Genomic DNA, 12642 nt, shown 5'->3' on the forward strand with positions numbered 1-12642 from the left:
CAAGGGTACGTGTCGATGACGTGTCGTTGGGCACCTCAGTACGCACCCTGTGCTCAGTGGTGACAAGATGACCGAGGTGGGGTGTGTCCGTGTTACATCCCCGTGACCCCCGATGCAGCGACGCGACCTGGGAGTTGGACGTGAGCGAGCCGAACGAAGCGACCTTCGACATTGTCATTCTCGGAGGTGGCAGCGGCGGCTACGCGACCGCGCTGCGCGCCGTCCAGCTGGGCCTGAAGGTCGCGCTGGTCGAGAAGGGCAAGCTCGGGGGCACCTGCCTGCACAACGGCTGCATCCCGACGAAGGCGCTGCTGCACGCGGCCGAGATCGCCGACCAGGCCCGTGAGTCGGAGCAGTTCGGCGTGAAGGCCGAGCTGATCGGCATCGACATGGCCGGGGTCAACGCGTACAAGGACGGCGTCATCGCCCGGCTCTACAAGGGTCTGCAGGGCATGCTGAAGGGCAACAAGGCGATCACCATCGTCGAGGGCCACGGCAAGCTGGTCGGCAAGAACGTGGTCGAGGTGGACGGCAAGCGCTACACCGGCCGCAACATCGTGCTGGCCTCCGGCTCGTACGCGAAGAGCCTGCCGGGCCTGGAGGTCGACGGTGAGCGGATCATCACCAGCGACCACGCGCTCACCATGGACCGGGTGCCGTCGTCGGTGATCGTGCTCGGTGGCGGGGTGATCGGTGTCGAGTTCGCCAGCGTGTGGAAGTCCTTCGGGGTGGACGTGACGATCGTCGAGGCGCTGCCCCGGCTGGTCGCCGCCGAGGACGAGGAGTCGTCGAAGGCGCTGGAGCGGGCGTTCCGCAAGCGCAAGATCAACTTTAAGGTCGGCAAGCCGTTCGAGAAGGTCGAGAAGACCGAGAGCGGCGTCAAGCTGACCATCCAGGGCGGCGAGACCGTCGAGGCCGAGCTGCTGCTCGTCGCCGTCGGTCGCGGCCCGAACACCGCCAACCTCGGCTACGAGGAGCAGGGCGTCAAGATGGACCGCGGCTACGTGCTGACCGACGAGCGGCTGCGCACCAGCGTGCCGAACGTCTACGCGGTCGGCGACATCGTGCCCGGCCTCCAGCTCGCGCACCGCGGCTTCCAGCAGGGCATCTTCGTCGCCGAGGAGATCGCCGGGCAGACCCCGGCCGTGATCGACGAGGTCGGCATCCCGCGCGTCACCTACTGCGACCCGGAGCTGGCCTCGGTGGGCCTCACCGAGGCCAAGGCCAAGGAGCAGTACGGCGCCGACAAGGTCAAGACGTACAACTACAACCTGGGCGGCAACGGCAAGAGCCAGATCCTCAAGACCACCGGCTTCGTGAAGCTGGTCCGGGTCGAGGACGGCCCGGTGGTCGGCGTGCACATGATCGGCGCCCGGGTGGGCGAGCTGATCGGTGAGGCGCAGCTCATCTACAACTGGGAGGCGTACCCGGCCGAGGTCGCCCAGCTCGTGCACGCTCACCCGACCCAGAACGAGGCCCTGGGCGAGGCGCACCTGGCCCTCGCCGGCAAGCCGCTGCACGCGCACGCCTGATCATCCAAACCGCGGCGTCCGGCGACGGGCGAAGATCCCACCAGGGGAATGAAGGAGTCTCAGAAAATGCCGGTATCGGTCACCATGCCCCGGCTCGGCGAGAGCGTCACCGAGGGCACCGTCACTCGCTGGCTCAAGCAGGAGGGCGACACGGTCGAGGTCGACGAGCCCCTGCTCGAGGTTTCGACCGACAAGGTCGACACCGAGATCCCGTCGCCCGCGGCGGGCGTGCTGAGCCGGATCGTGGTCGGCGAGGACGAGACCGCCGAGGTCGGCAGCGAGCTGGCCGTCATCTCCGGTGAGGGCGAGTCGACCGGCGGTGGCGAGGCCGCCCCGCAGGAGCAGGAGCAGGCCCCGGCCGAGTCGGTCGAGCCGGCCGCCGAGCCGACGGCCGCCGCCGAGGGCACCGCCGACGAGGTGGCCCAGGACGAGGCTCCGGCCGAGGCCCCGGCTCCGGCCGCCGCCTCGTCGGGCGAGGGCACCGCGGTGAAGATGCCGGCGCTGGGCGAGAGCGTCACCGAGGGTACGGTCACCCGCTGGCTGAAGCAGGTCGGCGAGACCATCGAGGTCGACGAGCCGCTGCTGGAGGTCTCCACCGACAAGGTGGACACCGAGATCCCGTCGCCGGTCGCCGGCACGGTGCTGGAGATCAAGGTCGCCGAGGACGAGACCGCCGCCGTCGGCGCCGACCTGGCGATCATCGGCGTCGCCGGTGCGGCCCCCGCCCCGGCGCAGCCCGAGCCGAAGGCCGAGCCGAAGGCGGAGGCCAAGCCGGCGCCGAAGGCCGAGCCGACGCCGACGCCGGAGGTCGAGGAGCCGACGCCGGGCATGTCGTACAACGAGCCCGCCGCGGAGACCGAGAGCGCGGCGCAGCCGGCGAAGACCGAGCAGGCCGCGCAGCCGGCCGCCTCGACCTCGACGCCGCCGCGCCCGTCCGCGCCGGCACCGGGTGGCGGCGAGGAGGCCGCCGGGTACGTGACCCCGCTGGTGCGCAAGCTGGCCGCCGAGCACGGCGTCGACCTGGCCGCGCTGAACGGCACCGGCGTGGGTGGCCGGATCCGCAAGCAGGACGTGCTGGAGGCGGCCGAGAAGGCGAAGGCCGCTCCCGCTCCCGCCCCGGCGGCCGCGCCGTCGGCGGCTGCGCCGGCGACCAAGCCGGCCGCGAAGCCGCAGCCGAGCGGCAAGCGGGGCACCACCGAGAAGCTGCCGCGCATCCGCAAGGCGATCGCCACCCGGCTGCACGAGTCGCTGCACGAGATGGCGCAGCTCACCACCGTGGTCGAGGTGGACGTCACCCGGATCGCGAAGCTGCGCGCCCAGGCGAAGGACTCCTTCGTGCAGCGGCACGGCGTGAAGCTGTCCTTCCTGCCGTTCTTCGCGCTCGCGGCGATCGAGGCGCTGCAGACGTACCCGATCGTCAACGCCCGGATGGATCTCGACGGCGGCACGATCACCTACCCGGAGGCCGAGCACCTCGGCATCGCGGTGGACACCGAGCGTGGGCTGCTGACGCCGGTCATCCACAACGCCGGTGACCTCAACCTGGGCGGCATCGCCAAGCGGGTCGCGGACCTGGCCGAGCGGACCCGGACCAACAAGATCAGCCCGGACGAGATCGCCGGTGCGACCTTCACGCTCACCAACACGGGCAGCCGGGGCGCGCTCTTCGACACCCCGATCGTGCCGTCGCCGCAGTCGGCGATGCTCGGCACGGGTGCCGTGGTCAAGCGGCCGGTCGTGGTCAACGACCCGGAGCTGGGCGAGGTCGTCGCGGTCCGCTCGATGGTCTACCTGGCCCTGTCCTACGACCACCGGCTGATCGACGGTGCCGACGCGGCCCGCTTCCTGACCGCGGTGAAGGAGCGGCTGGAGGCCGGCAACTTCGAGTCGGAGCTGGGCCTGGCCTGATCCACAGCAACGACGAAGGGCGCCCCGGTCGTCGACCGGGGCGCCCTTCGTCGTTCCGGCCCTCAGCCCTTCAGCAGGGCGGTCGAAAGCTGCCAGAGCCGCTCGGCGGCCTCCGGGTCCAGCGCGTAGTCGGCGACGCCCGTCCGCCCGCCCGGTTGGGCGGGGGCGGCCTGCTGACAGTCCTCGAAGTAACGCCCGCCCACGCCGTCGAGCAGCGGCGAGGCGGCGACCAGCACGGAGGTGGCGGCGCCCTGCTCGACGCTCTTCCAGGCCGCCGCGTTGCCGGCGCGCAGCCGGTTCAGCTCCTCCTCGCTGACGTACCGCTGTAGGTTGGTCCGGATCGCGCCGGGCATCAGCGAGTTGGTGAAGATGCCGTCGTCGGCCCAGCGCCGGGTGGCCTCCACGGCGAAGAGCACGTTGGCCGTCTTGGACTGCCCGTACGCCTGCCACGGCTCGTACTCGCGGCGGTCGTACTGGATGTCCTCGAAGACCACCGGTGAGCGCAGGTGGGCGGCGGAGCTGACCGAGGCGATCCGGGCCCCGTCGCCGGACGCGAGCGCCCGGTGCAGCCCGGTGGCGAGGGCGAAGTGCCCCAGGTGGTTGGTGGCGAACTGCATCTCCCAGCCCTGCGGGGTGCGGGACAGGGGTGCGGCCATGATGCCGGCGTTGTTGACCAGGATGTGCAACGGGCCGTCCCAATTGGCCACGAAGTCGGCGACCGACTCCTGGTTGGCGAGGTCGAGCGGGGCGACCAGGACGCGGTCGTTGCCGGTGGTGCCGGTGATGTCGTTCGCGGCCTGCTGACCCGCGTCCGGGTTGCGGACGGCCAGGGTGACCTCCGCGCCGGCGCTGGCCAGGGCGCGGGCGGTCTCCACGCCGATCCCGGAGGACCCGCCGGTGACGATCGCCCGCCGCCCCACGAGATCCACGCCCCGGATCACGTCCATCGCCGTGGAGTGATGGGCGAACGAAGTGGTGATCGGATTGTTCGTCGTCATTGTCCATCCTTGTCCCGGGTGGGCCGAACGCCCGCCCGCTACGCGAGGCCGCGGTGCCGGTGTTTCCCCGACCGGACCGGAGGTAACGCCAGACCGGGCGTCGCCATCGCCGTTCCGGTCTCCGAACAGGCCGGACGCTGCCAGAGTGGGACCGTGGGCTACCGGCGGGGCGGACAACTGGGACCGGCCGTCCCGATCGCTCCCGGTGCCCGGGTGGACAAGTTCGAGGTCTTCTTCGACCTGGTCTTCGTCTTCTCGTTCTTCATCATCACCCGGGCGACCGCCGCGAACATCTCCGGTCGGCAGCTGCTGCACGCCGGCCTGGTGCTCGCCGTGCTCTGGTGGATCTGGGTGGTGCACAGTCTGGTCGCCACCCGGGTCCGGCTCGGCGAGGGCTACGTCCCGGTGCTCATGGTGATCGCGATGGTCGCGCTGTTCGCGTTCGCGCTGGCGCTGCCGCAGGCGTTCAGCGATCCGAACGGAAGCGCCGCCGGGCCGATGCTGGTGGCCATCAGCTACGTCGTGGTCCGGGCCGTACACATGGTCCTCTATCAGCACGTCGTGCGGGACAGCCCGCAGGAACGGCGGCAACTGTGGCGGTTCGCCCCGGAGTTGGCGGTGAGCATCGTGCTGCTGCTGGCCGCCGCGCTGATCCCGCCGCGGATCACCGACCCCGACCAGGCCGCCCTGGTCCGCGACGGGCTGTGGATCGTCGTGGTGGTGGTGCAGTACGCCACCGGCTTCATCGTCGGGACCTGGGGTTGGGGCGTGACCAGCGCCGAGCACTGGACCGAACGCTACGACCTCATCCTGATCATCGCGCTGGGCGAGTCGATCATTTCCACGGGTGTGGGCGGCAACCTGCTCGGCAAGCCGGTCACCTGGCCGGCGGTGGCGGCCGCCGCGCTCGGCATCGTGGTCACCGCCGCCCTCTGGTGGGCGCACTTCGACTTCATCGGGCCGGCCGCCCGGATCGCCCTGCACGCGTCGGAGGGTGGCCCCCGGGTGGCGACGGCCCGCGACGCGTACGCGTATCTCTACCTGCCGATGATCGCCGGAGTGATCCTCTTCTCGATCGGCAACGAGGAGATCCTACACAAGATCACCGACCCGGCCGGCGGGATCACCGAGAAGGTCGACGGACCGGCGGTGCCGATGCTCTTCGGCGGGTTGATCTGCTACTTCGCCGTCAATCTGCTCTTCCAGCTGCGCACCCTGCACACCGTCACCTGGACCCGCATCGGCGTCATCGTGGTGCTCATCGCGGCCCTCCCGGTCGGCCAGCACCTGCCGGCGCTGGGCGCGCTCAGCCTGGCGACCGTGATCTGCGTGGCCCTGGTGGCCGTGGAGGTGATGGTGATGTCGCAGTCCCGGCACGCGTTGCGGGCCGCCGTCTTCCAGGAGCGGACCACCCACGAGGCTCACGAGGCCGCCTGGCGCGCGCGCTGGCACGACGTCCGGGAGACCGACGAGCCGACCACGCCCTGAGCACGGCGCTCCCGGACGACCAGCCCTGAGCACGGCGCTCCCGGCCGACCAGCCCTGAGCACGGCGCTCCCAGCCGACCAGCCCTGAGCACGGCGCTCCCGGGTGCGCACGAGCGACCGGGGGCCCTAGACTCCCGGACAGCGTCGCGGTGCACCCGGCACGAAGGCCGCCGTGGGCATGGAGGCGCGGGGACAGCATGGGACGAACATGCATCCAACCGGTTCACCGGCCGGCCGGCTCGCCGCCGTCGGCAATCAGATGATCGAGATCCACCTCTGGCTCAGCGCGGAACTGGCCCGCCTCCAGGCAAGCCTCGACACCCCATCTCGGGATCTACGGGCGCACTGCCTGACCTTCTGCGCCGCACTGGGCCGGCACCACACCGGCGAGGACGCGGGCGCGTTCCGGGTGCTGGCGGAGGAGGTCCCCGAGCTGCGTCCGGTCATCGACAACCTGATCACCGACCACGAGGTGGTCGCGGGCATCCTGACGCGGGTCGAAGACCTGCTGGGCGGCGACGCGGCGCTGCCCGTCGCCCAGGTACGCGCCGAGCTGGGCGGATTGGCCGCCCTGCTGGAGTCGCACTTCCGCTACGAGGAGAAACGGCTGGTCACCGCGCTGAACGCGCTCACCGGCCGAGTCGGAACGACCGAGGAACTGCTCGGCCTGACCACGCCGCCGCACGTTCCCGACTGACGGCTGGCCCGCCGCACCCCGGCCACCGCCTAGCCCGCCGCCACCTGGCCCGCTGCCACCTGGCCCGCCGCCTGGCCCGCTGCCACCGTCGGCTGCTCGATCTGCGACTCCCGGACGGCACCGGGCAGCCGCTCGTAGAAGCGGATCTTCTCCCGGAGGTGATCGTACTGACGCTGGAGCAGTCGCATCTGCTCCTCGACCCGCGCCGCGTGGTGGTGCAGCAACTCGTGCCGCTCGGCGGCGGTGTGCTCACCAGCGCGGGCCAGTTGCGCGTAGCGACGCATCTGCGCTATCGGCATCCCGGTGTCGCGCAGGCAGCGGAACAGCAGCAGCCAGCTGAGGTCGTCGTCGGTGAAGACCCGCTGCCCGCCCGCCGTGCGCTCCACGTCCGCCAGCAGGCCAATCTTCTCGTAGTACCGCAGGGTGTCCAGGCTGAAGCCGCTGCGGCGGGCGGCCTCCGAGGGGGCGTAACCGCTCATGTCGCGAGATGGTAGTCCTTGACCTGGAGCGCACTCCAGGTTGGAGAGTGTTGACCATGACGACGACACGGACGCTGGGACGCAGCGGCATCACAGTCAGCGCGATCGGGATGGGATGCTGGGCCATTGGTGGCCCGCTGTGGGGTGACGATCGGCAGCCGTTCGGCTGGGGCGAGGTGGACGACGACGAGTCGATCCGTACCATCCACCGGGCGCTCGATCTCGGGGTGAACCTCTTCGACACCGCCAGCAACTACGGCGCCGGGCACAGCGAACGGATCCTCGGTAAGGCCCTGGCCGGGCGTCGGGACAGCGTGGTGATCGCCACCAAGTTCGGAAATGTCAGCGAGGAGGCCACCCGGCGGGCGCTCGGCACCGACGCCAGCCCGGCCTTCGCGGTGCGCAGCCTGGACGACTCACTGCGCCGGTTGGGCACCGACTACGTCGACCTCTACCAGCTGCACATCAACGCACTGCCGGTGCCCGCCGCGCTCGATCTGGTCGACACCCTGGAGTCCCTGGTCGACCAGGGCAAGATCCGGGCGTACGGCTGGAGCACCGACAATCCGGCCTCGGCGGAGGCTTTCGCGGCTGCCGGCCCGCACTGCGCGGCGATCCAGCACGACGAGTCGGTGCTGCACGACAACGCGGCGGTGCTGGCGGTCTGCGACAAGCACGACCTGGTCAGCCTCAACCGTGGCCCGCTGGCGATGGGACTGCTCACCGGGTCGACCCGGGCGGTCGGGACGGACGACGTACGCGGGCGGGCACCGGAGTGGTTGGAGTGGTTCACCGACGGCCGACCGACGCCACGCTGGGCGGCCCGGGTCGACCAGGTCCGAGCCGCGCTCACCGCCGACGGGCGCACCCTGGCCCAGGGCGCGCTCGGTTGGTTGCTCGCGCGCAGCCCGCGTACCGTGCCGATCCCGGGCCTGCGCACGGTGGCCCAAGCCGACGAGAACCTGGCCACCCTGGCGCTCGGCCCCCTGAGCCCGGACTCCTACGCCGAGGTGGAAACCCTCCTGGCCGACCTCCGCAAACCCTGACCCCCACCCCACCCACCCCCTCGCCGATCTTGCAGTTGCTGCTCTCCCAAAAGGTGTGTATCAGGGTAAAACGGCGACGGAAAGTGCAAGATCGGCGAGGGAGGAGTGCCCGGGGGTGCGTCCGGGCGCGGGGGTTTGGACGAAGATGGGAGTATGCGGATTCTGCTGGCCGGCGCGTCCGGCTTCCTCGGCACCCGGTTGGGCGACCGGCTCGCCGCCGACGGGCACCAGATCACCAGGCTCGTCCGCAGGGGGCCGCGCGCGCCGCAGGAACGACAGTGGGACCCGGCCGCCGGGCAGCTCGACCCGGCCGTGGTGGCCGAGGTGGACGCGGTGGTCAACCTGGCCGGCGCGGGCGTCGGCGACAAGCGCTGGGACGACGACTACCGACGGTTGATCCGCACCAGTCGGGTGGACAGCACCACCACGCTGGCGACCACCATCGCCGGGCTCGCTGCCGCGGACCGCCCCCGGGTGCTGCTCAACTCGTCGGCCGTCGGGTGGTACGGCAACACCGGCGACCGGGTGGTCGAGGAGGACGCGCCGGCCGGGGAGGGCTTTCTGGCCGACGTCTGCCGGGTGTGGGAGGCCGCGACCCGGCCGGCCGAGGACGCCGGGGTACGGGTGGTCCGGCTGCGCACCGGCCTGCCGCTGCACCGCGACGGCGGAATGCTCAAACCGCAGCTGCTGCCGTTCAAGCTGGGCATCGCCGGCCGGTTGGGCAGCGGCCGGCAGTGGCTGCCGTGGATCTCGATGGCCGACTGGCTGGACGCGACCCGTTTCCTGCTGGAACACGACGACATCGCCGGCCCGGTCAACGTGGTGGGGCCGGCGCCGGTCACCAACGCCGAGTTCACCCGGGAGTTGGCCCGGCAGCTGCACCGCCCGGCGATCGTTCCGATCCCCGCGCTTGCCCTCAAGGTGGTCCTCGGCGGCTTCGCCCACGAGGCCCTCACCAGCACCCGAGTCCTCCCCGGCGTGCTAACCCGAGCCGCCTACCCTTACCACCACCAAACCCTCCCCGAAGCCCTCAAAGCAGCCCTAACCCCCTAAACCCCCCGGACCACCCCACCCCACCCCTGTTGATCATGAAGTTATTGCCACTCGCCTCGGCGTGTCCTGGCAACAACGTCATGGTCAACAGGGTGGGGTGGGGTGGGGTTCAGCAGCCGATCACCCAGTAGTTGGGGGCGGTCTGCTTGAGGGCGCTGGTGTAGAAGGTGTTGTAGAGGCCCATCCGCTGGTTCGAGCCGTTGGCGTAGGCGTAACCGCCGGACTGGTACGCCCGACCGGCCGTCACGTGCGCGTAGTTGCTGGCCGTCACGCACGTCGGCGGGGTCGTCGGGGTCGGCGTGGGGGTGGGGGTGGGGGTGGCCGTCGGGGTCGGGGTCGGGGTGGTGCCACCGCCGCCGTTCAGACCGAAGAAGAGCGCGTCACGGTACGTCGAGCAGATGGTGTCCAGGAAGTAGGCGCCGGCGGTGCCGCACTGCTCGGTGGCGGAGCCCGGGTCGACCGGGGTGCCGTGGCCCATCCCGGAGATCCGGTACAGCCGCACGTCGTCGTTGCCGTAGACCTCGAGGCTGGTGTTGCCGGGCAGCGACGAGGTGCTGGTCGGGGTCTGTGACACGCCCCGCACGTTGGTCCACTGGTCGCGGGACTCGGTGCCGTTGAGCGGGGTGACCGTGGTGTCCGAGGTGCCGTGCCAGATCGCCACCCGGGGACGCGGGCCGGTGTAGCCGGAGTACGCGCCGCGGACCAGGTCGCCCCACGCGGCCGGGGTCTTGTCCGAGCCGGGATTCATGCAGCTGAACGCGTTGACCATGCTGGTGGCGCAGCGGTACGGAATGCCCGCGATGATCGATCCGGCGGCGAAGACGTCCGGGTAGGTGGCCAGCATGACCGCGCTCATCGCCCCGCCCGCGGAGAGCCCGCTGACGAAGACCCGGGAGCCGTTCACCCCGAAGTTCGCCTTGGCGTGGTCGACCATCTGCTTGATCGACAGCGCCTCGCCCTGACCCCGGGTGGTGTCCCCGGCCTCGAAGAAGTTGAAGCACGAGTTGGCGTTGTTGCCGCTGGGTTGCTGGGCGACGATCAGGGCGAACTTCCACTGGTCGGCGTACTTCTGCCAGCCGGAGCCGGAGAAGTAGCTGGAGGCGTTCTGGGTGCACCCGTGCAGCAGGACGACGGCCGGGGAGTTGGCCGGCAGGCCGTCCGGCCGGTAGGCGTACATGGCGAGGTTGCCTGGGTTGGAGCCGAACCCGGTGACCTGGGTGAGGGTGGCGGCCTGGGCGGGCGCGGCGACGGCGACCACGCCCGCGGCGGCGAGGACGAGCCCGGCGGCCGCACCGAGCAGCCGGGTGAGGGTGGATGAGGAGCGGCGCACGGCGGCCTCCTGGAAGGGGCGGACTGTGAACTGGGTCACGGTCGAGTTGCCGAGACGTTACGACGATGTGTCGCCGCTATGACATGGGGCACAGTCACACATTCACGACGGGCGCTGTGTACGCCGAACCGTCGACGAGGCGGGCGGAATCCGTCCCCAACGGTCCCCTCCTTGCAGGTCTGACCGGCCCGTCCAGGTCCGGTTGGTAACGTCCGCTGCGTGCCGTCCTCCCCGTCGCTGGCCACCGGGCCCGCACCCGCGTCACCGCCGCGCACCGTCCGGGACCGCCGGGCCGACCTCATCGTCGTGCTGGTGGCGCTCGCGCTCGCCGTCTGGGTGACCAGCGGGCTGTGGCGGGACCCGAACGTCCGCACCATCACCGTCAACTCCAGCGACCAGGCGCTGTTCGAATGGCTGCTGGCCTTCGGCGGGCACGCGGTCACCCACGGGGAGAACCCGCTCTTCACGTACCTGATCAACGTCCCGGACGGCGTGAACCTCGCGGTCAACACCTCGATCACGGTGTACGCGGTGGTCTTCGCCCCGCTCACGTACCTGATCGGGCCACCGGCGACGTTCCTGGTGATCCTCACCCTGAACCTGCTCGCCACCGCGCTGGTCTGGTACTGGCTGCTCTCCCGGCACCTGGTCCGCAGCCAGTTGGCCGCCGGGGTCGGCGCCCTGTTCATCGCCTACTCCCCCGGCATGGTGTCGCACGCCAACGCGCACCTGAACTGGACGGCCGGCTGGCTGGTGCCGCTGCTGATCTGGCGGCTGTTCGCGCTGCGCCGGGCCGGGCACCGGCTGCGCGACGGGGTGATCCTGGGCGTGCTGGTCGCGGTGGCCTTCTCGATCGCCGCCGAGGGGCTCTTCTTCACCGCGCTGGCGCTCGGGGTGTTCGTCGCCATCTGGGCGCTGCACCCGGCGAACCGGGTCGAGGCACGCGCCGCGCTGCCCAACTTCCTGCGCGGGCTCGGGGTGACGGCCCTGGTCTCCGGTGCGCTGCTGTCGTACCCGTTGTGGCTGCACTTCGCCGGGCCGCAACGGTTCCACGGCACCGGCTTCGACCCGTTGATCCACTCCGAGGACATCGCGGCGTTCGCCGCCTTCCCGCGTCGCTCGCTGGCCGGCGAGGCGGGGCTGGGCACCTCGCTGGCGCCGAACCCGACCGAGGAGAACTCCTTCTTCGGCATCCCGCTGCTGGTGCTCACCGTGGTCTGCTTCGTCGCGCTGTGGCGACGGGCCGACGCGCACCGTCGGGCCACCCTCTGGGCGTTGGGCGCTCTCGCCCTGGCCTTCACGGTGCTCTCGTTCGGGCCGGTCGCGAAGGTCGACGGACGACGCACCGACCTCCCCATGCCGTTCGACCTGGTCGCGCAACTTCCGGTGGTGAACGCCGCGCTGCCGGCCCGGCTGGCGCTGGTGGTCGCACCGGTGATCGGGCTGCTGTTGGCGTACGCCGTCGACCAGTTGCGCGCCGCGCCACCCCGGCACCGCTCCACGGAGCTGGCCTGGCTGCTCGGCTTCGCGGTGGCCCTGGTGCCACTGCTGCCCACCCCGCTGCTGACCGACGAGCGGGAGCCGATCCCCCGGTTCATCACCTCGGGCACCTGGCGGGACTACGTCTCCCCGGACGGGGTGCTGACCCCGGTGCCGCTGACCGTGGACATCTACCCGGACGGCCAGCGGTGGCAGGCGTACGCGTTGTCGCACCGGCAGGGCGAGTTCGAGATCCCGGGCGGCTTCTTCCTGGGCCCCGGCGGGCCGGACGGGCGGGGCCGGATCGGCCCGGTGCCGCGCACCCTGAGCGCGCTGATGGACCAGGCCGGCCGCACCGGGCTGGTTCCGATCGTCACCGACGGGACGATCCGGGAGGTCCAGTCGGATCTGCGGCACTGGCGCATCGAGACGGTGGTGCTCGCCGACCAGGTGCACGGCGCGAAGTTCGAGGTCGACGAGGAGGCGCTGCGGCGTACCGGCGTCGCCCTGTTCGGGGAGCCGCAACGGGTCGACGACGTCTGGCTCTGGCGGATCCCACCGGCCGACCGCTAGGCCGCCGCCCGACCGATCGGGGCACCGTGATCGGCCGCCGCCCGTTCGCTGGACCCACCA

10 protein-coding genes are annotated in these 12642 nt (G+C 71.2%); 7 read left to right on the top strand and 3 right to left on the bottom strand.

Annotation, left to right across the window (positions count from 1 at the left end; all coding sequences use genetic code 11):
• Window positions 1-140 precede the first annotated feature (140 nt).
• Window positions 141-1532, top strand: coding sequence for a dihydrolipoyl dehydrogenase (gene lpdA / locus AB0J33_RS20215; protein ID WP_363615529.1), 1392 nt, complete (start codon window positions 141-143; stop codon window positions 1530-1532).
• A gap of 66 nt (window positions 1533-1598) precedes the next feature.
• A complete protein-coding gene (sucB, locus tag AB0J33_RS20220) occupies window positions 1599-3440 on the top strand; it encodes a 2-oxoglutarate dehydrogenase, E2 component, dihydrolipoamide succinyltransferase (protein WP_363615530.1) in 1842 nt (613 codons plus the stop codon).
• A 62-nt stretch (window positions 3441-3502) separates the two neighbouring features.
• On the opposite strand, the gene AB0J33_RS20225 is transcribed toward sucB, so the two are convergent.
• On the bottom strand, window positions 3503-4438 hold the full coding sequence (locus AB0J33_RS20225) for an SDR family NAD(P)-dependent oxidoreductase (protein ID WP_363615531.1): 936 nt from the start codon (window positions 4436-4438) through the stop codon (window positions 3503-3505).
• A 213-nt stretch (window positions 4439-4651) separates the two neighbouring features.
• On the opposite strand from AB0J33_RS20225, the gene AB0J33_RS20230 reads away from it, so the two are divergent.
• Both AB0J33_RS20230 and AB0J33_RS20235 read left to right on the top strand, forming a co-directional pair.
• Window positions 4652-5926, top strand: a complete 1275-nt coding sequence (locus AB0J33_RS20230) for a low temperature requirement protein A (RefSeq protein WP_363615532.1) — start codon at window positions 4652-4654, stop codon at window positions 5924-5926.
• Between the two features lie 207 nt (window positions 5927-6133).
• Window positions 6134-6622 carry a hemerythrin domain-containing protein gene (locus AB0J33_RS20235; protein WP_363615533.1) on the top strand — a complete coding sequence of 163 codons (489 nt, stop codon included), beginning with the start codon at window positions 6134-6136 and terminating at the stop codon, window positions 6620-6622.
• Between the two features lie 29 nt (window positions 6623-6651).
• On the opposite strand, the gene AB0J33_RS20240 is transcribed toward AB0J33_RS20235, so the two are convergent.
• Complete coding sequence (locus AB0J33_RS20240; protein ID WP_363615534.1) at window positions 6652-7101, bottom strand: MerR family transcriptional regulator; 450 nt, start codon at window positions 7099-7101, stop codon at window positions 6652-6654.
• Between the two features lie 56 nt (window positions 7102-7157).
• Here AB0J33_RS20240 and AB0J33_RS20245 point away from each other — a divergent pair, with 56 nt between their 5' ends.
• A complete protein-coding gene (locus tag AB0J33_RS20245; RefSeq protein WP_363615535.1) occupies window positions 7158-8147 on the top strand; it encodes an aldo/keto reductase in 990 nt (329 codons plus the stop codon).
• 153 nt (window positions 8148-8300) lie between these two features.
• Window positions 8301-9200, top strand: coding sequence for a TIGR01777 family oxidoreductase (locus tag AB0J33_RS20250; protein ID WP_363615536.1), 900 nt, complete (start codon window positions 8301-8303; stop codon window positions 9198-9200).
• A gap of 109 nt (window positions 9201-9309) precedes the next feature.
• On the opposite strand, the gene AB0J33_RS20255 is transcribed toward AB0J33_RS20250, so the two are convergent.
• Window positions 9310-10530 (bottom strand): PHB depolymerase family esterase, encoded by a 1221-nt coding sequence (locus AB0J33_RS20255; protein WP_363615580.1) that lies wholly within the window; start codon window positions 10528-10530, stop codon window positions 9310-9312.
• Between the two features lie 219 nt (window positions 10531-10749).
• Between AB0J33_RS20255 and AB0J33_RS20260 the strand changes: the two genes are divergently transcribed.
• A complete protein-coding gene (locus AB0J33_RS20260; RefSeq protein ID WP_363615537.1) occupies window positions 10750-12582 on the top strand; it encodes a DUF2079 domain-containing protein in 1833 nt (610 codons plus the stop codon).
• The last annotated feature ends 60 nt before the right edge of the window (window positions 12583-12642 follow it).

Source organism: Micromonospora sp. NPDC049645, assembly GCF_040675155.1.
Taxonomy (GTDB): domain Bacteria; phylum Actinomycetota; class Actinomycetes; order Mycobacteriales; family Micromonosporaceae; genus Micromonospora.

What these genes read in the sequence shown, in the direction of transcription:
- sucB (WP_363615530.1), top strand. Translation starts at nt 1,599, where the DNA reads ATGCCGGTATCGGTCACCATGCCCCGGCTCGGCGAGAGCGTCACCGAG.
- AB0J33_RS20225 (WP_363615531.1), bottom strand. Translation starts at nt 4,438, where the DNA reads ATGACGACGAACAATCCGATCACCACTTCGTTCGCCCATCACTCCACG.
- AB0J33_RS20235 (WP_363615533.1), top strand. Translation starts at nt 6,134, where the DNA reads ATGCATCCAACCGGTTCACCGGCCGGCCGGCTCGCCGCCGTCGGCAAT.
- AB0J33_RS20240 (WP_363615534.1), bottom strand. Translation starts at nt 7,101, where the DNA reads ATGAGCGGTTACGCCCCCTCGGAGGCCGCCCGCCGCAGCGGCTTCAGC.
- AB0J33_RS20245 (WP_363615535.1), top strand. Translation starts at nt 7,158, where the DNA reads ATGACGACGACACGGACGCTGGGACGCAGCGGCATCACAGTCAGCGCG.
- AB0J33_RS20250 (WP_363615536.1), top strand. Translation starts at nt 8,301, where the DNA reads ATGCGGATTCTGCTGGCCGGCGCGTCCGGCTTCCTCGGCACCCGGTTG.